The 26,218-nt window shown below is 37.0% G+C and carries 27 protein-coding genes; 4 read left to right on the top strand and 23 right to left on the bottom strand.

Going from position 1 to position 26,218, the window contains the following annotated elements; genetic code table 11:
- Nucleotides 1–19 precede the first annotated feature (19 nt).
- The gene (locus tag PXG98_RS08715; RefSeq protein WP_276390340.1) at nucleotides 20–988 is read left to right on the top strand and encodes a glycosyltransferase family 17 protein; all 969 of its coding nucleotides are present in this window, start codon (nucleotides 20–22) and stop codon (nucleotides 986–988) included.
- Nucleotides 989–1,314: 326 nt separating this feature from the next.
- Nucleotides 1,315–3,750: a glycoside hydrolase family 94 protein gene (locus PXG98_RS08710; RefSeq protein ID WP_276390339.1), complete on the top strand. Its 2,436-nt coding sequence runs from the start codon at nucleotides 1,315–1,317 to the stop codon at nucleotides 3,748–3,750.
- 10 nt (nucleotides 3,751–3,760) lie between these two features.
- Here PXG98_RS08710 and PXG98_RS08705 read toward each other — a convergent pair whose 3' ends face one another.
- From PXG98_RS08705 to PXG98_RS08655, 11 genes are all read right to left on the bottom strand, one after another.
- On the bottom strand, nucleotides 3,761–4,174 hold the full coding sequence (locus tag PXG98_RS08705; protein WP_276390337.1) for a DUF6691 family protein: 414 nt from the start codon (nucleotides 4,172–4,174) through the stop codon (nucleotides 3,761–3,763).
- A 2-nt stretch (nucleotides 4,175–4,176) separates the two neighbouring features.
- Nucleotides 4,177–4,734: a YeeE/YedE family protein gene (locus PXG98_RS08700; RefSeq protein ID WP_276390336.1), complete on the bottom strand. Its 558-nt coding sequence runs from the start codon at nucleotides 4,732–4,734 to the stop codon at nucleotides 4,177–4,179.
- A 423-nt stretch (nucleotides 4,735–5,157) separates the two neighbouring features.
- Nucleotides 5,158–5,706 (bottom strand): carboxymuconolactone decarboxylase family protein, encoded by a 549-nt coding sequence (locus PXG98_RS08695; RefSeq protein WP_276390783.1) that lies wholly within the window; start codon nucleotides 5,704–5,706, stop codon nucleotides 5,158–5,160.
- A gap of 38 nt (nucleotides 5,707–5,744) precedes the next feature.
- Nucleotides 5,745–5,900 carry a hypothetical protein gene (locus tag PXG98_RS08690; RefSeq protein ID WP_276390335.1) on the bottom strand — a complete coding sequence of 52 codons (156 nt, stop codon included), beginning with the start codon at nucleotides 5,898–5,900 and terminating at the stop codon, nucleotides 5,745–5,747.
- A gap of 91 nt (nucleotides 5,901–5,991) precedes the next feature.
- Nucleotides 5,992–6,819: a helix-turn-helix domain-containing protein gene (locus tag PXG98_RS08685; protein ID WP_276390334.1), complete on the bottom strand. Its 828-nt coding sequence runs from the start codon at nucleotides 6,817–6,819 to the stop codon at nucleotides 5,992–5,994.
- A 111-nt stretch (nucleotides 6,820–6,930) separates the two neighbouring features.
- Complete coding sequence (locus tag PXG98_RS08680) at nucleotides 6,931–7,656, bottom strand: GIN domain-containing protein (RefSeq protein WP_276390333.1); 726 nt, start codon at nucleotides 7,654–7,656, stop codon at nucleotides 6,931–6,933.
- 11 nt (nucleotides 7,657–7,667) lie between these two features.
- On the bottom strand, nucleotides 7,668–7,832 hold the full coding sequence (locus PXG98_RS08675; protein WP_276390332.1) for a hypothetical protein: 165 nt from the start codon (nucleotides 7,830–7,832) through the stop codon (nucleotides 7,668–7,670).
- A 1-nt stretch (nucleotide 7,833) separates the two neighbouring features.
- Nucleotides 7,834–8,478 (bottom strand): hypothetical protein, encoded by a 645-nt coding sequence (locus PXG98_RS08670; protein WP_276390331.1) that lies wholly within the window; start codon nucleotides 8,476–8,478, stop codon nucleotides 7,834–7,836.
- A 115-nt stretch (nucleotides 8,479–8,593) separates the two neighbouring features.
- The gene (locus PXG98_RS08665; protein WP_276390330.1) at nucleotides 8,594–9,691 is read right to left on the bottom strand and encodes a hypothetical protein; all 1,098 of its coding nucleotides are present in this window, start codon (nucleotides 9,689–9,691) and stop codon (nucleotides 8,594–8,596) included.
- Nucleotides 9,669–10,211 carry a hypothetical protein gene (locus PXG98_RS08660; RefSeq protein ID WP_276390329.1) on the bottom strand — a complete coding sequence of 181 codons (543 nt, stop codon included), beginning with the start codon at nucleotides 10,209–10,211 and terminating at the stop codon, nucleotides 9,669–9,671. Before PXG98_RS08660 ends, PXG98_RS08665 begins: the two co-directional genes overlap by 23 nt.
- Before the next feature lie 2 nt (nucleotides 10,212–10,213).
- Nucleotides 10,214–10,750 carry an RNA polymerase sigma factor gene (locus PXG98_RS08655; protein ID WP_276390328.1) on the bottom strand — a complete coding sequence of 179 codons (537 nt, stop codon included), beginning with the start codon at nucleotides 10,748–10,750 and terminating at the stop codon, nucleotides 10,214–10,216.
- 422 nt (nucleotides 10,751–11,172) lie between these two features.
- Here PXG98_RS08655 and PXG98_RS08650 point away from each other — a divergent pair, with 422 nt between their 5' ends.
- Complete coding sequence (locus PXG98_RS08650; protein WP_276390327.1) at nucleotides 11,173–12,687, top strand: NADP-dependent isocitrate dehydrogenase; 1,515 nt, start codon at nucleotides 11,173–11,175, stop codon at nucleotides 12,685–12,687.
- Between the two features lie 508 nt (nucleotides 12,688–13,195).
- On the opposite strand, the gene PXG98_RS08645 is transcribed toward PXG98_RS08650, so the two are convergent.
- The 10 genes from PXG98_RS08645 to PXG98_RS08600 form a co-directional block, all read right to left on the bottom strand.
- Nucleotides 13,196–14,863, bottom strand: coding sequence for a formate--tetrahydrofolate ligase (locus PXG98_RS08645; RefSeq protein ID WP_276390326.1), 1,668 nt, complete (start codon nucleotides 14,861–14,863; stop codon nucleotides 13,196–13,198).
- A gap of 144 nt (nucleotides 14,864–15,007) precedes the next feature.
- Nucleotides 15,008–15,790: an ABC transporter permease gene (locus PXG98_RS08640; RefSeq protein ID WP_276390325.1), complete on the bottom strand. Its 783-nt coding sequence runs from the start codon at nucleotides 15,788–15,790 to the stop codon at nucleotides 15,008–15,010.
- Nucleotides 15,783–16,493 carry an ABC transporter ATP-binding protein gene (locus tag PXG98_RS08635; RefSeq protein WP_276390324.1) on the bottom strand — a complete coding sequence of 237 codons (711 nt, stop codon included), beginning with the start codon at nucleotides 16,491–16,493 and terminating at the stop codon, nucleotides 15,783–15,785. The genes PXG98_RS08640 and PXG98_RS08635 overlap by 8 nt, the downstream gene beginning before the upstream one ends.
- A complete protein-coding gene (locus PXG98_RS08630; RefSeq protein WP_420909561.1) occupies nucleotides 16,490–17,731 on the bottom strand; it encodes a nitrous oxide reductase family maturation protein NosD in 1,242 nt (413 codons plus the stop codon). Before PXG98_RS08630 ends, PXG98_RS08635 begins: the two co-directional genes overlap by 4 nt.
- A 184-nt stretch (nucleotides 17,732–17,915) precedes the next feature.
- Nucleotides 17,916–18,209, bottom strand: coding sequence for a cupin domain-containing protein (locus PXG98_RS08625; RefSeq protein WP_276390323.1), 294 nt, complete (start codon nucleotides 18,207–18,209; stop codon nucleotides 17,916–17,918).
- A gap of 18 nt (nucleotides 18,210–18,227) precedes the next feature.
- Nucleotides 18,228–18,659, bottom strand: coding sequence for a nitrous oxide reductase accessory protein NosL (locus PXG98_RS08620; RefSeq protein ID WP_276390322.1), 432 nt, complete (start codon nucleotides 18,657–18,659; stop codon nucleotides 18,228–18,230).
- 18 nt (nucleotides 18,660–18,677) lie between these two features.
- Nucleotides 18,678–19,292, bottom strand: a complete 615-nt coding sequence (locus tag PXG98_RS08615) for a hypothetical protein (RefSeq protein WP_276390321.1) — start codon at nucleotides 19,290–19,292, stop codon at nucleotides 18,678–18,680.
- Nucleotides 19,293–19,438: 146 nt separating this feature from the next.
- Complete coding sequence (nosZ, locus tag PXG98_RS08610; protein WP_276390320.1) at nucleotides 19,439–21,397, bottom strand: Sec-dependent nitrous-oxide reductase; 1,959 nt, start codon at nucleotides 21,395–21,397, stop codon at nucleotides 19,439–19,441.
- A gap of 35 nt (nucleotides 21,398–21,432) precedes the next feature.
- Entirely contained in the window at nucleotides 21,433–22,011 is a 579-nt protein-coding gene (locus tag PXG98_RS08605; RefSeq protein WP_276390319.1) for a fasciclin domain-containing protein, read from the bottom strand.
- Between the two features lie 10 nt (nucleotides 22,012–22,021).
- The gene (locus PXG98_RS08600; RefSeq protein WP_276390318.1) at nucleotides 22,022–22,522 is read right to left on the bottom strand and encodes a c-type cytochrome; all 501 of its coding nucleotides are present in this window, start codon (nucleotides 22,520–22,522) and stop codon (nucleotides 22,022–22,024) included.
- 121 nt (nucleotides 22,523–22,643) lie between these two features.
- Here PXG98_RS08600 and PXG98_RS08595 point away from each other — a divergent pair, with 121 nt between their 5' ends.
- Complete coding sequence (locus PXG98_RS08595) at nucleotides 22,644–23,075, top strand: RrF2 family transcriptional regulator (protein WP_276390317.1); 432 nt, start codon at nucleotides 22,644–22,646, stop codon at nucleotides 23,073–23,075.
- Nucleotides 23,076–23,162: 87 nt separating this feature from the next.
- On the opposite strand, the gene PXG98_RS08590 is transcribed toward PXG98_RS08595, so the two are convergent.
- Entirely contained in the window at nucleotides 23,163–24,017 is an 855-nt protein-coding gene (locus tag PXG98_RS08590) for a hypothetical protein (protein ID WP_276390315.1), read from the bottom strand.
- 52 nt (nucleotides 24,018–24,069) lie between these two features.
- A complete protein-coding gene (locus tag PXG98_RS08585; RefSeq protein WP_276390313.1) occupies nucleotides 24,070–26,139 on the bottom strand; it encodes a TonB-dependent receptor plug domain-containing protein in 2,070 nt (689 codons plus the stop codon).
- Between the last annotated feature and the right edge of the window lie 79 nt (nucleotides 26,140–26,218).

The raw sequence follows: 26,218 nt of genomic DNA, 5'->3' as shown, positions 1-26,218 counted from the left end.
CTTTTGTTAACCATTTAGAATGATCCAAACACCTAAGAAAATAGTGGATTGCTTTACTCTTTTCAATGAACTAGATCTTCTTGAGATTAGGTTGAAATACTTATTTGATACTGTAGATTATTTTGTAATTGTTGAAGCGGATAGAACCCATAATGGGGCGAAAAAAGATTACTTTTTAAGGGATAATATGGATAGGTTTAAATCATTTCAGGAAAAGATTATCTATGTGCCTATTGAGATGAAAGAATATGATGGAGTAGAAGGAGTTACATGGAAACGAGAGAATTATCAGAGAAACTGTATACAAATAGGATTGGATAAACTGAATTTAAATCCTAATGATTTTATATTGATTAGTGATCTTGATGAAATTCCTGACAAATCAGTCATAAAAAGCATAAAAGATGAAAAATCAGTAGCTAAGAGGGACCTGTCAATAAGGTCGCTGGAAATACTCCTAGACCCATTTAAATTAGTGTGGAAGAAAAAGTTTAAGAAAGCAAAATATATAAAGAGACTAAAATTGTTTTATTATAGTGAGATTAGGGGGTATTCGAATCCGATAATTTTTAGAATGTCTCTTTTTTATTACTATTTAAATTATAAAAAAAACAATGGATTTTGGTCCGGAACAGTGTGCGTTCAAGCTAGTTTACTTAATTTTTTTAGCCCTAATGATATAAGAGATTTCAGATTGATGCCCCTAAAATATGTCGATAATGCTGGGTGGCATTTTTCCTATTTGGGAGGAGTAGAAGCAATAAAGCATAAACTAAGAAATTTTGCACATCAGGAGCATAATATTCCGGATATATTGGACGATGCGTATATTGAATTTTGTATTCGAAATGGATTCTCCCTATATAATTATTACAAGGAGAAGACTATCTCCAGAGAATACGAAAACTATAAACTTGCTGCCTTCCCTGAAGATTTACGTGCCATTATTGCCTCATACCACAAATTACTGTTACCAGAAAACTCTTAGGAACTGTTTGTAGAGCCATTTTTTTTAAAAATTACCACTTAGGGTAATTTCGGAGACGAAATTTACCCGCCTTAAGGAATCGTTGGAGAACTATAAACCCTCCCCTGTACTTAGACATCTGGTTGTAGTCACCAGCTTTTTAGATAAGAAAGTCACGGTGGTTTAAGTAGCTTGTATTGGGTGGTAAAGATTCGTTTTTGTTAGATCTTATACAGTGTTTAAAAGCAAATATTTGCACTTAAATTTTCGGAACATTTGTTTACTTTTAAATGGTTGTTTGCTTAGCTAATGCGCTATTTTTAAATAATGTTAAAAACCATACCAAAATGAAATACGGCCATTTTGATGACGATAAAAGAGAATATGTAATTACAAATCCTAAAACACCATATCCATGGATAAATTATTTGGGTAATAAGGATTTTTTCTCTCTTACCTCAAATACTGCAGGAGGTTATACCTTTTATAAAGATGCAAAATTTAGAAGGTTAACGCGCTACAGGTATAACAATATACCCATAGACACGGGCGGTAAGTATTTTTATATCAAGGATGGTGATTCTGTTTGGAGTCCTGGATGGAAACCTGTTAAAACAGACCTGGATGCTTATAAATGTAGACATGGGATGAGTTATTCTGTATTTGAAGGAGAAAAGAATGGTATAAGAGCTGAGGTGCTGCAGTTTATTCCCTTAAATAGTTGGGTAGAAATTCAAAAATTAAAACTACAAAACAGTACATCCTCGAAAAAACGAATCAAAATATTTTCATTTATAGAATGGTGCTTATGGAATGCAGAAGATGATATGACCAACTTTCAAAGAAATTTTTCTACTGGGGAAGTAGAGGTAAAAGACAGTGTAATATATCACAAAACGGAGTTCAAAGAACGTAGAAATCATTATGCATATTTTTCGGTCAACCAGCCAATTGATGGTTTTGATACGGATAGAGAATCCTTTCTAGGCTTGTACAATGGCTTAGATAGTCCTCAGGTTGTATCAGACGGGAAGTCCAAAAACTCTGTGGCACATGGCTGGTCTCCAATAGCATCTCATTATTTGGAGATAGAACTAGATGCAGCTGAGGAAAAAGAGTTGATTTTTCAATTGGGTTATGTAGAAGTAGACAAGGATAAAAAATGGGAAGGTAAATCTGTTATAAATAAAGAACCAGCCAAGGATGTAATTTCGGCCTACGACACTCCCGAAAAGGTGAATAAGGCTCTGGAAGAATTACGAACCTATTGGGATAATTTATTAGGTAAAATCATTGTTAAGTCTGGAGATGCCAGATTAGACAGAATGGTCAATATCTGGAATCAATACCAGTGTATGGTCACTTTTAATATGTCGCGTTCTGCTTCATTTTTTGAATCTGGAATTGGAAGAGGAATGGGCTTTCGAGATTCTAATCAGGACCTGATAGGGTTTGTTCATCAAATTCCGGAACGGGCCAGGGAACGAATTGTGGATATAGCTTCTACTCAATTTGAAGATGGGTCTTGCTATCATCAGTACCAGCCCTTGACTAAGAAGGGAAACGCTGTCCTAGGCGGAAATTTTAACGATGATCCGCTCTGGTTAATTCTTTCAACTACTTCTTATATTAAGGAAACAGGAGACTTCAGTCTTTTAAAGGAAATGGTCCCTTTTGACAATGACCCGGGCAGAGCCAAACCACATTTTGAGCATTTAAGAGCTTCCTTTAACCATGTGATAAATAACCTAGGTCCCCACGGTCTGCCCTTAATTGGTAGAGCCGATTGGAACGATTGCCTTAACCTCAATTGCTTTTCTGAAGACCCAAACGAGTCTTTTCAGACTACAGAAAATCGAAAAGGGCTTACCGCAGAATCCCTAATGATTGCCGGATTATTTGTTGTTTATGGCAAAGAGTATATAAAGCTATGTGAAGAAATCGGAAATAAAGAGGAGGCAGAGCGCGCAGAAGCCCATGTAACGGATATGGTAAAGGCTGTTAAAAGGCACGGCTGGGATGGTGAATGGTATTTAAGAGCTTATGATTTCTTTGGAAATAAAATAGGTTCAAAAGAGAATGAGGAGGGTAAAATATTTATTGAGTCTCAGGGCTGGTGTTCCATGGCAGAAATTGGGTTAGAAGATGGAATGGTCGAGAAGTCTTTAGATTCTGTAAAAAAGCACCTAGATTGCGAATATGGTATTGTATTAAATTATCCTGCCTTTACGAAGTATTACATGGAGTATGGTGAAATTTCAACATATCCTGCCGGGTATAAAGAAAATGGAGGAATTTTTTGTCACAACAATCCATGGATTATGATTGCCGAAACCCAATTAGGAAGAGGGGATATGGCGTTTGATTATTACAGTAAAATAGCGCCAAGTTATTTGGAGAACTTTTCAGAATTACACAAGGTAGAACCTTATGTATATTGCCAAATGATTGCGGGAAAAGAAGCCAATAAACCAGGGGAGGCAAAGAACTCTTGGCTTTCCGGTACGGCCTCATGGAATTTTTATGCCATTACCCAATATATTCTAGGGATAAGACCAGACTATCAGGGTATAATTATTGATCCATGTATTCCATCATCCTGGGATGGGTTTAGCATAAATAGAACCTTTAGAGGAGCCAGCTATGCCATTGAAATTACCAACCCTAATCACGTGTCAAAAGGGATTCAGGAAATAAGGGTTAATGGGGAACTCATTTCAGGCAATATTGTACCTATCCTTAGCAAGGATACAATGCACCGAATAGATGTAATAATGGGCTAGAATAAAGGTGCTAGTGCGGTAGTTTGTCTCTCAAAAGACCATAAACAAATGTTCCTAAAACAGCAGCGGCGATTACGATTAGCATGCTAAAAACTCCTGTTCCCAATAAAATGTACATGGGTCCGGGACAAGCCCCTGCCAGAGCCCAACCGAGGCCAAAAATAATGCCCCCGATTATATATCGCGGAAAACCTTTGTCTTTTGGGGGTAGGTTGATTTTATTTCCTTCTGTGTCTTTAAGATTTGTCTTTTTAAATATCCAAATAGTAGCCGCTCCAAGAAAAACAGCAGACCCAATAATTCCATACATATGGAAAGATTGAAATTTAAACATTTCAAATATTCTGTACCATGAAACCGCTTCAGATTTAACTAAGACGATCCCAAAGAAGATACCTATTCCAATAAATTTTAAAATTTTCATAGTTAAAAAATTAGGGGTAGTATAAAATGAGTCATTATTAGACCACCTATAAAAAACCCAACTACGGCAATTAGAGAGGGCCACTGTAGATTACTTAGACCAGTAATAGCATGGCCGGAAGTACAGCCACCTGCATAGCGAGTACCAAAACCAACAAGAAAACCAGCTACAATTAAAATTGCAAGACCTTTTATTGTGAATACTGCGTCCCAAGAGTAAATTTCTTTGGGTAAAAGACTCTCACCTACCTCAGAAAATCCGAGAGCACTAAGGTCTTTAACGGTTTCCGGGTTTAAGGCCATAGTACTTCCGTCAGAAAGAAAGGTCACCGCCATAAATCCACCTATCACAGCTCCTAAAACCACTAATAAATTCCAGCGATATGCCCTCCAATCAAATTTAAAAAAGTCGGCATATTTACCTGCGCCACCTATTGCACAAAACGTTCTGAGATTGGAGGACATCCCAAACGTTTTACCAAATAAAATCAGAACAGCCATTACTACTGCAATTAAAGGGCCAGAAATATACCATGGCCATGGTTTTAAAAGGATTTCCATAATCTATGATGAAATTAACTTACACTTTGATATATTTAAAATCGAATAATTACTAGGGTCGTTCAAAATACCATAAACTATCTTAAAAATAGAATTTTTATTAAACTCAGCTAAGAATAGCGAAACTCTCTAATAGTATTTCTTATACTATAGTAGGTGCCCATATTCACATTCTAAAATAGGTTTTTCCCAAGATGTTGATTTCCTGATGATCGCAATCAGTGGAACAACCAAATAATAGAATATTAGGAATTAAGGGAAATTATTTTGTTTTTTATCGTGGCATAAAGGTAATCGTTTTCGTTAATACTAACCATTTGTGAGAACCTATTAAGTGCCATAGGTCTCCTTGTTTTGTTCTAGAAAAAGAAAAGCCAACTGCTATAGTTGCAGTTGGCTTTTTCCTATTTTACAAATGTTATTCTATACCGTTACCGTTTCCAATTCTTCTGCAATTGGAAAGTCTATAGCAAATTGTGCAAGATTATGGATATAATTGCTAATGATTTTATCGCCAATTACAAAGACTACATCAATTAAGTTGGCCTCGGTATAACCAGCAGCAAAGAAATTATCCCTACTTCGGTCTGATGCCCTTCCTTTATTTTCCACCACCTCTTTAGTGAATTTTACTAAGGCATCGAACTTAGGATCAAAGGATGCAGTTCCGCTTCTTAATTCCAGAATTTGTTTGTCTGTAAAGCCATTCATTTTTCCTAAAGCGGTATGAGCCGACTGGCAATACCGACAACCATTAACCTCACTGGTTACAAGGTTTATTATTTCCCGTTCTTTTGCTTTTAGTGTAGATTTTCTGTTTTGAAGAGTAAGGTAATCTCCTAGGGCAGTTTCATTTTTGGCATAAAAGGCATAAAGGTTAGGTACAAAGCCAAGGGCTTTTTCTAAATTACCAAAAATGGCCTGGTTGTTTTCTGAAACTTCTTCTTTTGTGGGTACGTTAAATTTGCTCATCATTTGATTTTTTGCTTGTTAATAGATTAATTAAGAATTTAAATAAACATGTCGTTTGTCTCACAATAATAATCGGACATGACATGGAGTTCACAATAGCTGTCTTCTTTCCTGGAAACATTCTTATTAGCATCCAGAAGGTTTTTTTCTAAGAGGCTTGTGATTTGCTGTTTAATGCGGTGTATTATTTTCATGACTACCATCCTTTATTTTTGTTGATACAAAGATGGTGCGGAATTAGAGGCATGTGATAGGCCTAATTTCCCGAGGAGTTGGCAATTTTTCCTAGAAGGGCTTTTTCTTGAATTCTGAGGGGGCTATTCCTTCATTTTTTTTAAAAAAGCGACTAAAGGTCTGTAGGTCTTCATAACCCAGCTCATAAGCAATTTCCTTAACTGAAGAGTCTGTATAGCGCAAAAGGCGCCTGGCCTCTAACATAATTCTGTCCTGTATATATTGTAAAGGGGTTTTGTTTCCCAGTTTGGCAAAAACATTAGAGAGGGTTTTAGGAGATTTAAACAATAGCTCGGCGTAACCACTCACATTGTGAGTTGTCTTAAAATGCTTTTCCACTAAAAAGTTAAATTCTCTAATCAGGTCTATATTATCCGAAGGTAAATTAAGTAGATGGTTTTGTTCTTTATAAATTCTAGTACACAGAATAAGGAAGCGTTTTAGAAGCATTTGTAGCATTTCTAACTGCAATGCATCTTTAGAGGCCATTTCGTCTTCGAATACTTTAATTAAATTAGAAAATTGTTCACTATCTTCTTTCTTCATATTAATTATTGGTAAAGAAGAGGCCCCAAAGAAAAGAATGCCCTTACAGCTTACTTCACTGTCGTGATCTAAAATACAGTAAAAGGCTCTGTTAAACCTTACCATTTTTATATTCCCAATTTCCTTCACTTCAATTTGATGAAACTCTGTGAGGAAAATCAATTGATTCTTTTTAAAGTGATAGGCAATATTATCTATAAGTAATTTAGACGCATCATCCTGAAACCATAGTATGGTTAATGTACTTTCATCAGACCCTTTTAATATTGGTTTGTTGGATGAGCAGATTGTTTCAATCTGCAAGAATTCATTTGTCTGCCCCCGAAACAACATAGATTATTTTTTGTAGTTATGTCTAAAAATAAACATATCCATTACAAAAAGAATAAATAAAAAGGGATCGAAAAAGGTTCCTTTTTATTTTATTGCCTAATAGAAACTTTTCTAAGAGTTAATTTTTTTGACCTGAGAAGAGCCTGAAAGTTTCTGTTCCTCTATAATTGCATCTCCTTTATACATCAGCATGCTGGCACCACTAGCCTGTACTTTGATTCTATCCGAAACACTGAGAAAAGAAGTACTGGCACCAGAAAGTTGTAATTCTAAAGATGCCGTATCTAAGTCGTAGTCTCTTAAATTACTACTTCCATGAAGTGATGCCTTTAGACTAGTAAGACTGCCAAATAGATCTACATGGGAGGCGCCGCTAAGATTCAATTCCAATGCTTGGATATTAACCTCTCCAGTAAATCTAGATGCTCCAGACAGCTCTACCTTAGATCTAGTGTTAACCCAGACATTGTTCAGAATTACCTCGGAGGCCCCTGTTGCATAAACTTCATTTATAGCAGGAGTATTTATGTATATATTCATTACTGCGTCACCCTTAATAGTTGTATTTCTCTTTACTTTTATTCTTAAGTAAAGGCCTTCTTTTTCTAAAATGATTTTCTCGTGAAGGTTAGCATTTGCCTCTACCACAATACCTTTGTTTTGTTCAGTCAGATTGAGGTAAACAGTAAAAGCATCGGAAACCTTTATGCCCTCATAATCGCCTAAATTTACTTCTACTTCAGTAATTTCATCGCTGACTCTAATTGTTTCTTTGGTACAGGAGAGTAGGAGAAGAATAAAAAAAAGTGGAATAATAGTTTTTGTAATTGTTTTCATACTTATAGGTTTTAAAGCGCGGTCCATTTAAAAGGAATTGGATTAAGTACTATATCTTCTTTTAGCACTTCTTGATCTTGCAGGGTTAAAAAAACGTCCTTATCGATGTTAAATACATAGCGGGTATTAATTGTTTTTTCGCTATTTCTGTGATTAGTTGACGGGAAGGTTTTCATCTTAGATATTTTTTTTATATCGATTTCGCCCCATGTTAAACACTCCAATTTTAATTCCTAAGCCCACGGAATATCCATTTATATTTTTTGGTTTGTCAGAGACAAATTGTGTGTTGCTAGAGATTCTATATTTAAACCCGGTCTCTAATTGTACATACCTAGAAATATTGTAAAGAATACTTATTCCCGGTTCGAAGACAAAAACTGCCTCCCAGTCATTAACATCGGTAAAGGGATCATTAATATCTCCATCTAGAAAACCTACAGCACCTCCGCCAATCAGAAGGGGTAACGAAAGATTTACTTTTGATTTGCCAAAAAATATGGGTTCTAAATGTAATCCTCCATAGCCACCAACAAAATCGCCTACGGAAAAGGAACTACTAGCGTAATTTTGCTCCGAATATAAACCTACTCCTACAAAACCTACCTCAAATTGCTGGTTGGCTACATACGCAATTTTCACACTTCCTAAATAGGTGTCTTTGCCGGCAATTTTACCATAGTGGCCAGCAAAACCCAGATATACGCCATGTACTACATTATTTCGATCGTTAAATTCTACATAATCCCCAGATTCTTGCGCACAGCCAATTATTCCAATTAGAAAAAATAGAGCAGCAGAGATACGTTTTACTTTTTTCATTATTATTGATTTTTGATTGATACTATTAAAGACAAAGCAGTTTTGGAAAGGTTGCATTTTAGGAGGATTATTTTTCATTAACTTGGAGAATCAAATCTCTCAATGCCTTAAAAGCTTATGGAGTTTCTTCTAAAATAACCACACCTTTACTACCTCGAATACTTATTCTCCCTTTCTTAGGAATTCCATAAGAGGCTTCTACTTCTCTTATTTTATTTACCTTGTCTACGACCCGACTTTCAATATTCTGGAATGTTTTCGGGAGTCTTAAAAGACCTTCTTGGAGCAGGGCATCAAAACTAAAAGATATCCCAGATATGTTTAATTTAATCTTAGAGTCTTCTTGTTTTATACGGATAATAGCATCACTATTGCTAACATTAGTTAGCTCAAAATCGGAAATTTTCATGCTGAGATCTACGGATTCGTTTAAGTTATTTAGTATTAATGAAGCAAACTTAAGCTCGCCTGTAAGCACATCAATACTATCTAATCTTACTTCATCCTTGTTGGAGTAAAGATCTAAGTTGCTAGCCTTATTTAAAACAATAGTACTACCTCTACTATTTAATCTAAGTTTTTTAGCATTTTCCAGATTTAAGGATCCATTTTTAAGTTCTACCGAACCATAGTCTATATTTCTTCCTTTAATTTTTCCATATGACATAAACAAATCTACTTGCCCAACGTGTTGACTTAAAAAGAGGTCGCCATGTTCAATGGTAGCTTTGAGGTTTCCTTCCCAACCTTCTATGACTATATCTCCAAATTTGTTATCAATCTCTAAAAAGACTCTTTTAGGTAGTTTTATGGTGTAGTTAATTTCCAGATTTCCTTTACTAAAATCTAAAGGAGTCTCCTTAATCACATATTTGGAGAAAAACGACTGACTCTTTTCTTTTATTTCGGTCTTGATATTTATATAATCGTTGCCCGTCTCAAAACTTGGGGCAACTCTGTCCATTAGACTTTGAGAATTTTCCTTTTTTTTGTGTGATACTCGTATGTCTACAACTATTTGAACACTATCTTTTTCCCAACTACTAACTGCAAGATGTCCATATTCATTTTGGATTTGCAGTTTTCCTGCCTCGGTCAGGGCGTAGTTTTTCTCTATACTTTTTACGACTCTTTCTTGACCTCGCAAAGACAAACAAACGGAGCAAAGACAAACCAATAAGAGTATGGATTTATAAGGTATACGCATTGTCATCTTCTTTTATGTTAGTGTCCTCTATGAGCAATAGAAGTTTTTGTATTAATTCTATTCTTTTTTGGTAATTAGATATTATCGCCTCCAGTACTATTTCGTTATCCAAACCTTTGTCTAACTCTTTTCGTAATACCGTGTATTCCTCGTCCAATTCGTCTAAAAACGAAAGGAATTCTGATTTGGAATTTTCGGATAGCCCTGGATGATCAAGTAGTAATGCTACCTGTGAAGCAACCAAGCCCTGATAGTGGGCATCGATGCCTTTTAATTCAGTTGTAATGGTATTAGAATAAGAGTCTTGGGTATCCATAGAGAAGTAACCAATTTGCAAAAGGGAACCCAGGCCAAGTATAGCCAAAAATATAGCTACCCAGCGATAAGTTCTTTTCCAAATTGGAATTGTTCTTTCTTCCTCTGTCTTTAATTCGGCACTTATTTTGTCCCAGAGACCTTTCTTATCCGGAATAGCCGAATTAAATTCCGATGTATTAGTTCGAATAAATTTTTCTAATTCTTTCATAATTAGGTTTTCATTATTTCAATCAATTTTTTCTTTGCTCTGTGGTATTGAGACTTAGAAGTTGCCTCTGAAATATCCAGGATTTCTGCTATTTCTTTATGAGTGTACCCTTCAAACAGATATAGACTGAAGATTTGTTTAAAGCCATTCGGTAAATTTGAAATGGCATTTTTAACTTTTTCAATATTAAAACTTATAGGGTCTTCCTTCTCTTCCGTTAGGTAATAAGCGTGATCTTCTAAAGGTGCAAGTTGTATTCTTTTAATTTTTATATGGTTTATACTTTTATTAATTGCAATTCTTTTAATCCAAGCTCCAAAAGAACTTTTGTATTTAAAACTATGTAGATTTTTAAAGGCGTCTACAAATGTATCCTGCAATACATCTTCAGCTTCTTCTTTATGCCCTACTAACCTCAAGACAACATTATACATAGCATCTACATAAAGTTCATATAGTCTAAACTGGGCAGTACTGTCCCCTGCCATACTGCGCTCTAACAATTCTTTATGTTCGTTATTATAATTTCGGGATCCCATTTAAGGCTGATCTACTATTTAATCCATTGTTTTTGCGCCTCTATATCTAAAGACAAGTAAAAAATAGAATGGTTGCATTTACGGTTAAAAAAAGATCTGCTTAATCACAGCTGCAGTTTCTACTAAAATCTCGAGATAGAAGAGTTGTCTGTACAGTCCTAAATCGGGTACCTTCCAGAAGAATCTTTACTTTGTAAAGACGTTTTTATTTACAAGATTGTTACAATTATTATTGAGATTTATTTTTTATCAACATTTGAAGGTTGTGCTGTGAAGACCTCAGAGGCAAGATCCCGAGGGAAGTGTTTAAAACAAAAATTTGTATACATAAATAAATTTTATGTATACAATATAAAATATAAATAAAATTATATGCAATAATTATTAAATCTTTGTATCACTAAACGTAAAACTCTTTCCATATGAAAAACAAGGTCTTAGTTAGTTCTAAAAAACAGATTACCGAAAATAGGCTTATAAAAGTGGCTGTTGCCCAGGGAGATGGTATTGGTCCTGAGATCATGAAGGCCACTCTGAGTATATTGAAAGCCGCCAATGCACCGATTGAACCGGAGTATATCCGTCTGGGAGAGCAGGTATATTTATCTGGTAATAGCGCTGGGATAGATAAAAAGGCTTGGAAAATAATTAATGAGAACAAGATAATTTTTAAGGCTCCGATTACGACTCCACAAGGGAAGGGCTTTAAAAGTTTAAACGTAACTCTAAGAAAATCCCTTGGCTTGTTTGCTAATGTAAGACCCGTTAACGCCTTACATCCTTATGTAAATACTCACTTTCCTGAGATGGATGTTGTAATTATAAGAGAAAATGAAGAGGATCTATATGCTGGTATTGAACACCAGCAAACTGAAGATGTAGTGCAGTGTTTAAAGCTGATTACCAGACCGGGTTGCGAAAAGATTGTCCGTTATGCCTTTGAATATGCAAGAGTGTACAATAGAAGAAAGGTGACCTGCATGGTGAAAGATAATATTATGAAACTGACAGACGGTTTATTTCATAGGGTATTTAAAGAGATTGCGGCAGAATACCCGGAGATTGAAAGTAATTCACAAATTATAGATATAGGATCAGCCAAATTAGCTGCGCATCCGGAAGACTACGATGTTATTGTTACTACAAATCTTTATGGCGATATTATTTCAGATATAGCCGCCGAAATTGCTGGTTCTGTAGGAATGGCAGGCTCGGCCAATATAGGAACTAATGTGGCAATGTTTGAGGCTATTCACGGCTCTGCTCCGGATATAGCCGGCCAGAATATTGCTAATCCATCTGGTTTGTTAAATGCGGCAGTAATGATGTTGGCCCACCTAGGGCAGAGAGAGATTGCAGATAAAATAAAGAATGCCTGGTTAGCTACTATTGAGGATGGTTACCATACTGCCGACATATATCAAAAAGAAATAAGTTTAGAAAAAGTAGGTACTTCCCAATTTGCGGAAGAAGTAATAAAAAGACTTGGCAAATTTCCTTCCTTCTTTATTGCTAGTAATTTGAGAGAGGGATCTGGGAATATTCAGATTGCGGATTATAAGCGCCTACCTTCTAAGAAAGAACTAGTTGGTGTAGACGTTTTTATCGACTGGCAGGGTAATGACCCTGAACTTATAGGTAAGACTCTGTCTGCCGTAAAGAGTTATAATTTAAAATTAAAAATGATTACAAATAGGGGAGTAAAAGTATTTCCCGAGGGTAGAAAAGAGACCTATTGCACTGATCATTGGAGATGCAGGTTTGTTTCAGAGAGTGCAGATATTTTTAAGCCAATGCCAATTTATGGGTCAATCAATTTTGAACAAGTTGTTGCCTTACTCTCTAAGTTAAACAACACTGGTTTTGATGTCATAAAGACAGAGAACCTTTATGAGTTTGATGGGAGGAGAGGTTTCTCTTTAGGTCAGGGCGAGTAGCTTCAGTATAGGCTGATAGTTCTAATAGACGTACTGAAGAATTAGTTTCCCCCAATAGGAAGTCCACTTTAGGGTGGACTTTTTTTAATTAATTACTGGAAGGTTGGAGGAGTCTACTTCTTTAAAAAGCTTCCATGCATGGTCCTTTTTATCCTTTTTTAGAATAACCAAAAATGAGTTTTCCATTTACACCGAAGCGCCCTCTTCGTTGGCAAACTTCTCTAGTAATTTTTCTCACAAAAGTATGTATTCTTGCCATACATTTCCTCCGGGTCCAATAGCGACCATTCCTTCACTGCTATAATTACTTAGATCCCCGTTTTTTCTTTTAGGGCTAACCGGAAAACAGAGCGGATTTCTTCTATTGATACCACTTCTGCATGGAACTCTATTTCTTAAAATGGGTCTTGTACCTCTTGATTTTATTTTCTTCTTTACAGGCCATTATTAGAAGGCCTATAAGTGCTAGTTTAAAATACTTCATATTATTATTTTTAGGTTTACTAAGTTAAAAAAGACCAATAATCTCCCCTTCCCTCGTAACATTCATGCCTTCCGATGCCGGATGTGCAGGGAGACCAGGCATTCGCATTATATTTCCGGTAATAGGAATTAAGAAGCCTGCCCCTGCGGCAATTTCAATTTCTCTTACGGTTATTATAAAGTCTTTTGGTCTTCCTAATAATTTAGGATTGTCGGACAAAGATTTTTGTGTTTTGGCAATACACACAGGTAACTTGTCCAATCCTAAGTCCGAGATTTTACGTAAATCTGATTTTGCTTTGGTATTATAATCTACATGTTTTGCCCCGTAGATTTCTTGGGCAATAGTTTCAATTTTCTCTTTTACAGAGCTATTCCAAGAATATAGGGCTTCAAAATTGGAGGTATTAGTTTCCACTACTTCGATGACTTCCTGAGCTAATGCTAAAGCTCCCTCACCACCTTTTTTCCACACTTCTGCGAGTGCAACTCTAATACCTTGAGAATTGGCAAAGTCCTTTATAAGACTAATTTCTTCAGCTGAATCTGTAGTAAACTTATTGATCGCTATAACCGCCGGTACTTTAAACTTTTTGATGTTTTCAAGATGCTTCTCCAAGTTTGGTAAACCTTTTTTAAGGACATCCAAATCTGGAAGTGTAAGTTTTTTTAAATCGGCACCCCCATGGTATTTCAGGGCTCGTATGGTTGTGGTTAAAACCACCGCATTTGGCTTTAATCCGGCACTTTGGCATTTTATGTCGAAGAACTTTTCCGCGCCTAAATCGAACCCAAAACCCGCTTCCGTTATAGTATATTCAGAAAAACTCATACCCATTTTAGTGGCAAGTACAGAATTAGTTCCCTGGGCTATGTTAGCAAAGGGTCCGCCATGAATAATTGCAGGGTTTCCTTCTATGGTCTGTACCAAATTTGGCTTTATGGCATCTCTCAAAAGTACCGTCATAGCGCCTTCTGCTTTTAAATCTTTAGCGTAAATTGGCTTTTTCTCAAAAGTATAGCCAATAAAAATATTTCCTAATCTTGTCTTCAAATCCTCAAAACTTTCAGCCAGACATAATATTGCCATAATTTCAGAAGCTGCAGTAATATCAAATCCCGTTTCTCTTGGAACTCCAGAAGTAGTGCCACCAAGGCCAACAATTACCCGCCTCAGGGCTCTGTCGTTTAAATCCATAACCCTTTTCCAATTTATGGTCCTTGGGTCTATCCGTAAACTAGCAGTCTTGCTCTGTATATTATTATCAATTAGGGCAGCGAGTAAATTATGGGCTTTTTCTATAGCAGCAAAGTCTCCGGTAAAATGTAGATTAATGTCTTCCATGGGTAAGACCTGTGAGTATCCACCCCCCGTAGCGCCACCTTTGATTCCAAATACCGGGCCTAAAGAGGGTTCTCTTAATACCACAGTAGCCTTCTTCTTAAGTCGATTTAGTCCTTCCGAGAGGCCAATGGACATGGTTGTCTTTCCTTCTCCTGCCGGGGTAGGGGAAATTGCAGATACAAGGATAAGTTTGCTTTTAGAAATCTTTTCTTTATCAATAGCTTCCAAAGGTATTTTGGCCTTATATTTCCCATACATTTCAATTTCTTCCGTCTCAATTCCCAGTTTTTTTGAAATTTCTGTGATAGGTTTTAAGGTAACTTTTTTGGCGATTTCTAAATCAGTCATACGTACAAATTAAAAATTAAGGGGTATTCGTACAACAGCAACTGTTTTTATTACAACTATTGTACTTTTAAAAGATAGTAATATTAATTACTAGTTTACAACAACAATAAGTTCGTCCTATTTATTGTATCCACTTCCTTAGACTCAAAAGTCCTTTTTCTTAGAGATATACAACATACGCCAAATCGGCACTACTGTCCACAAAATTAGCATTAAAAGCGAAATAATAAATCCCTGACTTGTTCCAAAGAACTGTTTAAAAACTGCTCCGGTATATCCCAATAGAGCAGAGATATCTAACTTCAATAAAATGAGGGTTCGGGAAAGATCAATAGGATTAAACATAGTAACGATTAATGAAAAATTGTCTAAAGGATATTCCTTGAATAGGATCAGAGACATAAGAAATATGCCATCATAGACTACTGCCAGAAACAACCATAATAATACGGCGTAGCCGAATCCTTTTATTTTATTTTCGTTGGAGAGTGCTATGTTAAAGGACAGGGCAGTAAAAATAAGCGTTAGAAAGGCTCCTGTTACTAGTAGTAAGGAAAAATCAAAAATTGCACTGCTTCGCAAGAGACCGTATAAGACGAATGGAATGCCTAAACCAAGTACGAGACTCAAGGTTAAGGAGCCAGCCACCCCGAGATATTGTCCTAAAAAGATTGAGGAGCGTTTAACGGGTTGTGCTAGTAAAAGCTCAGTAAATTCCTTGGAATTATAATAATACATAACACCAAAAATAGTTCCGATTAAAGGGACAAGAACAATGATAATATTCATTAAGGTGATAACCGCTTTGGACACATCGTTATTCAAAAAGAGCAGTACAAACCCTAAAACCAGATAGAATAGAAAATAGACATAGCTCCATCTACTGCGTATAAGATCATAAAAACTATATTTTAATATTTTAAACATTTGCTGGTGTAGTTGCTATTGCCGCTATGGCATGTTCTAGATTCTTTTGATTTGTCCTAGTCATTAAGGCCTCTTTGGTTCCCTTAAAATAAATTTTTCCTTCTAATAGATAAACTATTTCGTCTGCTATTTCGGATACAAATTGCATAATATGGGAAGTGATAAGGATTGTTTTACCCTTGGCTTTTTCTTGATTAACCCACTCCTTTAGATGAATTAGAGAAGCTGGATCCAAGCCTGTTGTAGGTTCATCCAGAATTAATAAAGGACTGTCGAACATAAAGGTTAGAACCAGATTTACTTTCTGTTTTGTACCCCCGGAAAGGGTAGAAAGCTTTTTGTTTAGAAAGGGCTCCAATTTAAAAAGAGCAATCAGTCGTTCTTCGTCCGCTGGCATATCGCGTAAATCCTTAATCATTCTAATGAGCTCTTTTACCTTTAGATTTCCGGGAAAGTTGGCTATTTGAGGTAGGTAGTCAATTTCCTGTCTATACTTCCAGTTATTTTTAATAGGAATTCCTTTTAGGGTAATATGACCGTTGTTGGGAACCACCATCCCCAAAATACTTTTAATGAGGGTGGTTTTACCAGAGCCGTTTGGTCCAAGAATAGCAAATATTCCAGGTTCTTCTATTTTTAGATTAAGGGCGGAGAGGACCTCATTTTTACCAAATTTTTTATAAAGATTATCTACAATGATCATGGTATTTGTTTCATTAAGGGACTAGAATCGAGAAGATTGTCTGGTGTGAATACAGGTGATACTTTTTCCGAGAAATCAATAACATCCATAAACAGACTGCGTAAAAGAACGATTGTTTCCGGTGTCTTGTTAACAATATAAGAAAAGAGTTTTACGGGTCTGTAGGGCACATCTCCCATCCCGTTTTTATCCAGGTCATACCCTGTATAACTACTCCAATAATTCTTGTTAAAGACATTGTCGTTCAACTTACTGTTATAGGAAATATCAAAGGAGTTATATAGAAAATTATTTAAGGTAAAAGTATTAGTGTAACAGGCACCAAGGATTTTAATTGCCCATCCATTCTGTATAAAACTATTATTCTTATACATAATGCGATTAGAGCCTTCTATATTAATGCCTATAGTGTTTTCTTCGAAAGTGTTTCCGATAATTTCGGCATCATTTATTTCTTTTAATAACATGCCAAATGCAGCGGTACCCCAATTTTTCCGAAAGGTATTGCCAAGCATTTTTATGCGTTTAGAGAACATTACCGCAACACCGGCACCATTATTCTCAAAGGTATTGTTGGTATAGATGTCATCGTTAGAAAACATAAAATGCAAACCATAACGCAGGTTGTCTGTACTTGTATTATCCTTTATGCTTATGTTGTCCGAAAATTCCAGATAGATACCATCGCGAACATGTTGTATAATATTTCTCTCTACTACCACATTCTTACAATACCAAAGTTGAATACCATTTCCTGAGTTATATTCGTCTACGGCATCTCCAATAATTTTATTGTGGTATACTCTTCCGTTGTTCGATTTTTCTAAATAGATTCCAAAGAATAATTTTTCCAATACGATATTCCGTATATCGAAATATTCACTTTTTACCACTCTAATCGCAGCATAATCCGTGGTATAACTTGTACCAACATTGATTAAAAACAAGCCGTCTAGGGTAACTTGGTCCGAAACAATACGGATTATTTCTCCTTTGTCTTCACCGTCAATAACAGGGAAGTTTTCGCCAATTATGGTGAGAGGTTTATCTACTAGAATATTATATTCTTTATACGTTCCTTTTTTAACCCTTAGGGTATCGTATTCGGCAGCAGTTTCTATTCCCTCGGAAAGGGTCTTAATTGGGCAGTCCTTACAAATAGTGATGGTTTTGGCCAGTAATACCTCGGTTGCCATACAGATAAAGAAGAAAAGAAAAAGGTATGCGCTTTTTTTCATTGGAAAAAATATAGGATGTCTATGTTGAGCAGCTGTTTGACTAAAAAGGAGGTTACTGGCATATCCGTTTTGCTATGGATTTAAAAATACAATTTTGAGCACAATGTCCCTTAGGCCTTCTAAGCTTTTATTAGTTAATAAGAATTAGGAGTATACTATACCGCTATATCAGCCTCCATGCAATTTAGCGTACAATCAAGAATTTGGAATTTTGCAATGCTTTCACACTGTGCTCCGTCTTTTTCGAAAAATGCAAACTTTGCTGGGCTGTTAGATGAAAGGAACTATCCTTCATGGTGAAATTAATTTCTCCTTCCAACAGAATTAAATAAGCATCTGAAGGAGAGGTATGTTCTGGAAAAATAGCACCTTTTTCTAAACTAATACTAAGGATTTGAAAGGCTTCGTTTTTTGCAAGCTCCTTGATCTGTAAGGTATCAAAAGGCTGCATTTTTATTATATTATTTATCTCGCACATAGGTGATATTGTTGTGTTTTATTTAAACCGTTCCCGCAATTGTTTCCAAGTAAGCACTTCTCCATCATTCTCGGACTGAGCCTTGGCTGTGGCCTTACCATCCTTAAAAGCGGTGAGAAATTCTCCCATGGGACTCGGGATATTCTCACTTATTAAATAGGAGGCCTGGGTTGCATCGATAAAGACACCGGGTTCGTTGTAATCATTCGTTAAGAATTTATCTACGGATTGAACGTCAGTTTCCTTTAGATGGTTGAGCATACATTCCATGGCATCAAAGGAGTAGGTTCTCCCTTTTTTTGTTATAAATTGGGTTGCATGCTGTTTGTCGACGATGGTCATTTTACAAAAATGGCAACCATCTTCTCCATAGACTACAGGCTTCGGAGTGGTATTGCAACTACTTAAGGCTAAACAGAAAGATAAAACGATATAAGTGGTGGTTTTCATAAACAATGGATATAGTAATTAAGTGGGTTTTTTAGTGGCCTTCCATCCAACAAAAAATGCTATTACGGTAGTCGTCATACCTACAAACATCATCCAGGCACCTGAAGAGGGTAGGGAGGTTACATCAAAATTTAGCATCTTAGCATGCCCAAAAAGAGGTGGCTTATAACTCATTGGGGTACCATCTGGATTGGCCAACTTCATAATAGCATTAGGATCTAAATTAGTCCCATAATCTACCATCCAGGCATTAAAATCGTACATCCCTAGGATACCTAAAATACTCATCAGAACAAACCAACCGGCGTACCACTGGTAGTTTAGTTTTCCAATAATGCCTAAAATACCGATAAGTACTCCTAAGGCAACCATGCCACCAATTACTAATGGGAAAGTGCTAAATTCCCACATCTCTTCTGGTTTTGGTAATTTACGCATACCGATATAATGGTTTAAACCATCAATATTCTGCAGATCAAATTCGTTCATGTCCCGAATACCATCGATATGAATATTCATGCCTAAAGGTTCCGGATACTGAGGGGCTCCTAACATGATATTCCAAAGAGGAAAGTAAAACAATCCCAAGAGAAATAAGGGGCCAATAATCATTAACAAACCTGCTTTTTTCATAATTTCTTATTTAGTCTTATCCATAAAATAGTGTTGTTGTGGTTTGCATCTAGACAGGGAATTGTCCTCAGAAAATCATTTAAAAAGCGGGACGGTCATAGACACAACCCGCTTTTCGATTTGAAAAAAATGATTTGGAAATATCCCTATTCCCCTAATGAATAAGTAAGAGGAACATCGGATCCAGCTGGGGAAACTCTAACATATCCTTGCATCTCCTGGTGTAAGGCCGAACAGAAATCTGTGCAATAGAATGGCCATACCCCTGGTTTTTTAGGCTCCCAGAGCGACGTTTTGGTTTGTCCAGGCATGATTAAAAGCTCAGAGGTATTCTGACCGATCATGGCAAAACCATGGGGTACATCAAAATCTTGTTCATGGTTAGTTATGTGGAAATATACCTTGTCTCCAACTTTAATTCCCTCGATATTATCTGGGGTAAAATGACTACGAATGGTAGACATATAAATATGTACTTCATTTCCATCTCTTTCCACTTTTGCCTGATCTGGTGTTAATACCGCATATGGATGCTTGTTTTCAGATAGGCGATAGATTTTTTTAGAATTTGGCGCCAATAATTCTGCTGGGCAACCAGCTGCATAATGTGGCTCTCCATGCGTAGGGAAATCATATATTAACTCCATTTTGTCTCCAGAAATATCATAAATCTGTGCAGAATGTTCCATTTCTGGACCAGTTGGTAAATATCTGTCTTTTGTAATCTTGTTCATGGCAACCACATACTTGCCAAAAGGTTTTCTAGAGTTACCGCCTGGAATCATTAAATGACCAACAGAATAATACGTAGGTTGTCTGTCTATTACTTCCCAGGTTCCTAACTTCCATTTTACGACCTCTGAAGAAATAAAGAAGGTAGTGTATGCATTACCCTGACCGTCGAACTCTGTATGTAATGGGCCTAAGCCACCACTTTTTACTGTTCCTGCTAAAACGTCTTCAAATTTTAATATGGGAATACCGTATGCTTCTCCATCAAATTTCGCTCCTTCTATAGCTGCGATCATATTGTCAAAAGAGTGTACGGTAAGATCTGCTGATAGCTTACCGTTACCTATGATATACTGCCCGGAAGGATCTACATCACACCCGTGCGGAGATTTAGGAGTTGGTAAGAAATAAACTGCGCCTGGAACTTTGGTAGGGTCTACTGTGATTACTTCTTTTTTCATAGTTGAGGTAGCCATATGGGTATGCTCATCGTAAACATTATGTGCATATTCAGCAGGCATTTTAGTACCCCCTCCATTTTTTACATACTCTTCTACCTTTTTCCAGTTTACAGCCGCAATAAAGTCTTTGTCGTTTTGAGACGAGTTCACTTCCATTAAGGTATGCGCTTCCTCGGTGTTATAGGTAGTAAAGAAGAACCATCCGTGAGATTTACCTCTACCAGGATGCGAAAGGTCGTAATTAAAACCGGGCATCATCATTTGGAATTCCAGATTTAATCTACCATTATCCGGTGCAATACTAATAAAGGAAAGAGCTCCTTTATAATTCCCTTTGTATTCATTGATAGGCATGTCTCTTTGTGGTACCGGCACAGAAAATCGAGTTCCGGCAACGACATACTCTGTGTTTTCCGTTATAAAGGAAGAACTGTGGTTACCTGCACTATTTGGTAGCTCAATGATCTCTTCTGTTTCAAAGGTCTCTAGACTTACCCGCGCAATTCTTGGGGTATTGTTACCATTAATAAAGATCCATCTTCCATCCAATTCTCCATTAGTCTGAGAAATATCTGGATGGTGGGCGTCATCCCACGGTACAAAACCGAAAGAAGTATTTAACATGGGCTTGGTCTCTTCAGAATATCCATAGCCCGAGGTAGGAAATTGTGAAAATACCGGAATTTCTTTGAATAGACGTCCCGATGGTAGACCATAAACAGTAATATTTCCACTGTATCCACCAGACATAAAGGCATAAAACTCGTCGTGCTCTCCCGGAGCTACATATGCTTTTTCTGCAGCGCTAGAAGAAAGAGCCCCGTTAGAACTCTTGTTATCTCCCTGGTTACCACAACTACTCAAAAAAGCAGTTATACCAAAGAGCATTAAAATGTAACTATACTTTCTCATCTCTTGTTGTTTATAATTATTTCTATATCAATTTTTTACTCTGAAGCGGGTAATATTACTTTGTCTACTACATGTACAATACCATTTCCTGCTGGGATACTGGCTATTATTTTTGCACCACCTACATAGACGTCCTCTCCTTTAACTTCTACAGTAGCATTGGTGTCATCTGCCTGTCCTAATTTTTTAAACTTTTTTAGAAAATCCTTGGAATAGTTTCCCGCAGTTACATGATGCTTTAGAATAGTAGCCAGGGTTTCCATGTTTTCTGGTTTAAGTAAATTTTCAACAGTCCCTTCTGGTAAGGCATCGAAGGCTTCATTGGTGGGTGCAAAGACCATTAGAGGTCCTGCGTTTACCAGAGCATTCTCAAGGTTTGCGGCCTGAACAGCAGCAACCAAAGTGGTATGGTCTGGCGAACCAATAGCTATTTGTAACACATTCGGAGTAGAGCCATCTTCTTCAATAAATGCTTGCCCAGAAGTCTTGGTCGCAGCCGTGCTGTTAGTGGTAGTAGGGTCAGTACTGTCGGCTTTGCTTTCATTTTTACAGCTTACAATAAAAAATAGTAGGAATAAGGTCCCGAAAATAAATTTCATGTTGGTTGTTTTCATAGGATTGTTTTTATAAGGTTCTGAAGTATTCTAATATGGATCTGGTTTCTTCCACGGTAAGGTTTTGGTTTGCCATGGCAGCACCATTAAACTCAATTAATAAATCTTTCGCACAACGATCCTGTTCTGTCATCAGTTTTGGGTCCAGTATCATATTCATAATCCACTCAGGACTTCTTCGTTCCATAATACCCCTTGGCGAAGGACCTATAAATCGCTTATCTAGTTTATGGCAGGCCGTACAATTGGTTTTGAAGAGTGCTTCTCCTGCAGCTGCCATTTCCGGGTCTATTTCTGGATCTAGTGTTATATCCTTTATTGGGCCCACACCTTTCTCGTCTAAGGTAACACGCTGTGAAGCAGGCACCTCGTCCACAACAGGAGTTTCAAATGTCTTGTCAACTTCCTTGGCACGATCTACACTAAAGCCTTCTTTTTTTTCTTCCTTGCCACCACAACCCAGTAGTAAAACAGCGAAAAGGATACTGTAAATTGATTTATTAATTTTCATATGAATTCATTTAAATAATGCTCAAAAATACTTTCAGATTTTAGATTGAAATATGATATTTGTCATATAAAGGATAAAAATATCTTTTTTACTTTATTATGAATAAAATACGCCAATTACTATGCTGTCTAACTCTTCCAAATACGCCATAAAGGCTGTGCTTTTTTTAGCGATAAACTCTAGTGAAAAGCAAAGGATAATGGTAAAAGATATCTACAAGGCTGTTAACGTTTCTGAAGCTTACCTTGCCAAACTTTTGCAAGAGCTGGCACGGCGCAATATTATTAGTTCCATAAGAGGACCAAAGGGAGGATTTTATATTACCGAAAAAGAAAAAGAGCAGTCTTTACTGGAAATTATTAAGGTAATTGATGGAGAGAATCGTATACATTCCTGTGTTTTAGGGGTAAGTGACTGTGATATGAACAATCCCTGCCTACTGCACAATTTAGTGGCATCAAGCAAAATGGAGTTTTTAAGATCCTTTGAAACTACTACCATTGCAGAACTTACCAAAAACCTGGGTAAGGATGAAGTTTTTTTTCCACTCTAGAAATTGGTGCTTTATGCAGGGCAAACCCATCATGCTTGTATTAAATAAGAGCCACGCTTGTTAGCTTGGCTCTTATTTGAAATCTTGCTAGAACTCAATTTCAAAGAATAAACTACTACTCTCGTTATCGGAGGTTATAGTCTCTCCTTTGATAATGGCAGCGTTCTCATCTACTAAGATTAAATTGAGCTTCCAGTAGCCAGACATGGTCAGGGATAGTTTTCCTTTATAAAGACCACTCCCTACATCGAATACTAAATCCTCATTATTGGGTGACCCATGGTTACCCATCCCTGGCATTCTTGGGTCTAAGACAATCTTATGATTTTTAACAACCGGAAAGTTCATCATGTTTTCCATTTTGAAAACCATTATTTCAAAATCGTTTACAGCAATTTCTGGCTGGAAAGGCATCATGGCCATAACATAACGGCTATCGTCTTCACCGACAAAACTATTGACGCGTCTTTTGCCATCTAGGGGTGCTTTTACATTTATTTTCTCTATCGCATTATAAACCTGCCCGTTCGCGGTATATTCCAATTCCAGATCCCAGTACTCTTCTGAGTTTCCTGGCATTTGGAATACTACATAGCCAGTATAGACTGTGGCGTTTTCTGTTTTGGTTACATCCGATTTTGGACAGGAGTGCATCATTTCTGTCATATGCATCACCGGCTTCCATTGGATTGAGGCGTTGGAAATATAGGTATCCATATCGTTGTCCTTGATGCGAATGAATAACTGATTAAAGCCGATGGTAAAATCTTTTTGTTCCGAATAAATTTCAATACTATGGTTGTTCGCATCCACGTTGGTAACCAAATTGTATTCTGCCAGGGGATTTTCATCAATGATTATTGGATCTTTATCTTCTTCTGAGCAGGAAGTTATACTGATACTCAAAAGGATCACTGCAATAATTGTTTTTATGGTTTTCATGGTATTTATTTAATTATTTCTCTTTAAGAGATTATTGATATTAGATTAAATATTAATTAAAGGAGTAGGTAATAGCTGCAAAAAAGTTTCTTCCCATCCGTGGAATGTTGTTCCAATCGGTATAGGTAGAATAATTGGTGTCAAAAACATTTTCTACACCCGCTTTTATATACAATTTGTCTTCATTTATTTTAAAGTTTCTGCCTACGGCGAGAGAAAATATGGTATAGGCATCCGTTCTGTCCTCCCCAAAATCTGGATTAAAATTTACCTGATCAGCGGCTCCGTTCACAGTAAATGAAGCAATTAATTTCTCCTGCGTATACGCTAAGGTAGAAGCATAAGTGAAGGGACTTATAAAAGGTAAATTTTCCCCATCCTGATCCGTGCCTCTATGGTAGGAGGCATTTCCACTTAAAGAAAATGCGTTGCTTAGCTGGTATGTCGCATTTAAGGAAATATTGTACAAATTGGCATAGAGAAGGTTCTTATAAACTTTAACACCATCTGCACCTATTGTCATTACACTCAGTTCTGGATTTACTTCTCCAAGTATAAAATTCAAGGTGTGAAAATAATTCCCTTCCATGGCTATCTTTAGTTCATTTATGGGTACTACAAAGGAAGCGTTGACTTCTATGGCCGATTCGTTCTTGAGGTCCGGGTTTCCAATATAGTCGTGATTATCAAAACTATTATAGAGGTAAAACCCAAAACCTTCCGAAACTGAGGGGGCGCGATCCCCGTAGGAGAGTCCTCCAGTGAACTGAAAATTGTCCCCCTCAATCCGGTATCTGGCCGCGACACTTTTAAGAATCCGGGTTTGTCGTTGTTCCATATCGGGATAAAAGATTCTAAGAGAATTTAGACCCATTTCACTGGCTACATTAAAACTTTGAAATGCAAATCTTGTAGAGAATTTCAAATAGCTATTCTCAAAGGACAAAACATCTTCTGCATAGAAACCTGTATTAATGGAACGGACATCTGGCCAAGTAAGCATAAACATTTCTCTCTCCTCAGAATTGTTGGGATACATGGTCATTTCGGCAAGGGATCGATTATAGAAACCGTCTAGCTTAAATAAAAAGCGATGGTCTTCATGCTTCAGTTGGCTTTGCGAATAAAAGCCATAGGTATCACTCCATCCGGGCATATCCATTCTAATTGGCACATCCAGACGTTGACTGTCGTCCATAATGTGGGTAATGCTATTCGCATACAACTTGGTTTCCCAGTCAGTAAGTCGTCCAATAAAAAAGTCCTGGAGATAGCTAATGGAGCCAATGAAAGCCTGAGCCAGGGAAACGTCCATTGGCAAGGCTGGGTATCCAATATCTCTGGCTTCATCAAAAATAAAACTGCCCAACAGCTTTTGACTATTAGAAATTTTAACCCCTCCGTTAATTGAAAAATTGTATTTCTCGTATTGGGAGTAGGCAACTTCTTCTCCACCTCCGGCAACGTAATTCTCTGCCTTTCTATAAATGATATCGGTATCGACATAAAATTTTTCGTCCGAGTAATTTAGTTCTCCGCCAATAATTCGGGCGGCGTTGTTTGCTTCACCTCCTGTCTCAATAGCAGCTTGCCAGTCTGTTGGATTAAAATTACTCTTCTCTAATTGCATGTCGATAGACCCACCAATAGTGGTCCCATGTTCCGCACCCTGCTGCCCTCCTAGAATCTGAACCTCAGAAAGGTTAGAAACATCTACATAGGAAGTTATCGGATCCATTTTATCGGTACAGGCACCAAAAATCCGCATGCCATCTATGGTGACCGACAAGCGTTCTGTACTCATATCATTTAACATAGGTTCCCACGCATAGGCACCTCTCTTAATAAGGCTTACTTTATTGGAAGCCTCTAAATATTCATCTAGGGTGGAGAGCGGTTTGGCATGTGCACTATGTTCCAAATCCTTTTTATAGGATGATATCACAATTACTTCCTGGAGGTTGATAGGCAGTATGGAATCTATGGAGTTATCTATTATGGGCTCTTGTGCAGTAGTCCTCTCTGCTGTAGCAAAGGTGCAGAGCAGAACTAGTGCTACGGTATTTCTTAGTGAACCACCGACTAGGTAACCGAATACCTTATATATGAATTCCGTATTCATGTTCGGATTATTTAGACTATTAGACTTTGGCGTATATGCAAATAGGAAGAAAGGATTTCAACCGATTATTAGGCATATA

The sequence above is a fragment of the Eudoraea chungangensis genome (assembly GCF_029360665.1).
Taxonomy (GTDB): domain Bacteria; phylum Bacteroidota; class Bacteroidia; order Flavobacteriales; family Flavobacteriaceae; genus Eudoraea; species Eudoraea chungangensis.
This window is presented reverse-complemented; position numbering and strand designations above follow the sequence as displayed.

Bases quoted from the DNA above. Each gene is read 5' to 3' on its own strand.
- PXG98_RS08715 (WP_276390340.1), top strand. From the start codon at position 20: ATGATCCAAACACCTAAGAAAATAGTGGATTGCTTTACTCTTTTCAAT.
- PXG98_RS08710 (WP_276390339.1), top strand. From the start codon at position 1,315: ATGAAATACGGCCATTTTGATGACGATAAAAGAGAATATGTAATTACA.
- PXG98_RS08705 (WP_276390337.1), bottom strand. From the start codon at position 4,174: ATGAAAATTTTAAAATTTATTGGAATAGGTATCTTCTTTGGGATCGTC.
- PXG98_RS08700 (WP_276390336.1), bottom strand. From the start codon at position 4,734: ATGGAAATCCTTTTAAAACCATGGCCATGGTATATTTCTGGCCCTTTA.
- PXG98_RS08695 (WP_276390783.1), bottom strand. From the start codon at position 5,706: ATGAGCAAATTTAACGTACCCACAAAAGAAGAAGTTTCAGAAAACAAC.
- PXG98_RS08690 (WP_276390335.1), bottom strand. From the start codon at position 5,900: ATGAAAATAATACACCGCATTAAACAGCAAATCACAAGCCTCTTAGAA.
- PXG98_RS08685 (WP_276390334.1), bottom strand. From the start codon at position 6,819: ATGTTGTTTCGGGGGCAGACAAATGAATTCTTGCAGATTGAAACAATC.
- PXG98_RS08680 (WP_276390333.1), bottom strand. From the start codon at position 7,656: ATGAAAACAATTACAAAAACTATTATTCCACTTTTTTTTATTCTTCTC.
- PXG98_RS08675 (WP_276390332.1), bottom strand. From the start codon at position 7,832: ATGAAAACCTTCCCGTCAACTAATCACAGAAATAGCGAAAAAACAATT.
- PXG98_RS08670 (WP_276390331.1), bottom strand. From the start codon at position 8,478: ATGAAAAAAGTAAAACGTATCTCTGCTGCTCTATTTTTTCTAATTGGA.
- PXG98_RS08665 (WP_276390330.1), bottom strand. From the start codon at position 9,691: ATGACAATGCGTATACCTTATAAATCCATACTCTTATTGGTTTGTCTT.
- PXG98_RS08660 (WP_276390329.1), bottom strand. From the start codon at position 10,211: ATGAAAGAATTAGAAAAATTTATTCGAACTAATACATCGGAATTTAAT.
- PXG98_RS08655 (WP_276390328.1), bottom strand. From the start codon at position 10,750: ATGGGATCCCGAAATTATAATAACGAACATAAAGAATTGTTAGAGCGC.
- PXG98_RS08650 (WP_276390327.1), top strand. From the start codon at position 11,173: ATGAAAAACAAGGTCTTAGTTAGTTCTAAAAAACAGATTACCGAAAAT.
- PXG98_RS08645 (WP_276390326.1), bottom strand. From the start codon at position 14,863: ATGACTGATTTAGAAATCGCCAAAAAAGTTACCTTAAAACCTATCACA.
- PXG98_RS08640 (WP_276390325.1), bottom strand. From the start codon at position 15,790: ATGTTTAAAATATTAAAATATAGTTTTTATGATCTTATACGCAGTAGA.
- PXG98_RS08635 (WP_276390324.1), bottom strand. From the start codon at position 16,493: ATGATCATTGTAGATAATCTTTATAAAAAATTTGGTAAAAATGAGGTC.
- PXG98_RS08630 (WP_420909561.1), bottom strand. From the start codon at position 17,731: ATGAAAAAAAGCGCATACCTTTTTCTTTTCTTCTTTATCTGTATGGCA.
- PXG98_RS08625 (WP_276390323.1), bottom strand. From the start codon at position 18,209: ATGTGCGAGATAAATAATATAATAAAAATGCAGCCTTTTGATACCTTA.
- PXG98_RS08620 (WP_276390322.1), bottom strand. From the start codon at position 18,659: ATGAAAACCACCACTTATATCGTTTTATCTTTCTGTTTAGCCTTAAGT.
- PXG98_RS08615 (WP_276390321.1), bottom strand. From the start codon at position 19,292: ATGAAAAAAGCAGGTTTGTTAATGATTATTGGCCCCTTATTTCTCTTG.
- nosZ (WP_276390320.1), bottom strand. From the start codon at position 21,397: ATGAGAAAGTATAGTTACATTTTAATGCTCTTTGGTATAACTGCTTTT.
- PXG98_RS08605 (WP_276390319.1), bottom strand. From the start codon at position 22,011: ATGAAAACAACCAACATGAAATTTATTTTCGGGACCTTATTCCTACTA.
- PXG98_RS08600 (WP_276390318.1), bottom strand. From the start codon at position 22,522: ATGAAAATTAATAAATCAATTTACAGTATCCTTTTCGCTGTTTTACTA.
- PXG98_RS08595 (WP_276390317.1), top strand. From the start codon at position 22,644: ATGCTGTCTAACTCTTCCAAATACGCCATAAAGGCTGTGCTTTTTTTA.
- PXG98_RS08590 (WP_276390315.1), bottom strand. From the start codon at position 24,017: ATGAAAACCATAAAAACAATTATTGCAGTGATCCTTTTGAGTATCAGT.
- PXG98_RS08585 (WP_276390313.1), bottom strand. From the start codon at position 26,139: ATGAATACGGAATTCATATATAAGGTATTCGGTTACCTAGTCGGTGGT.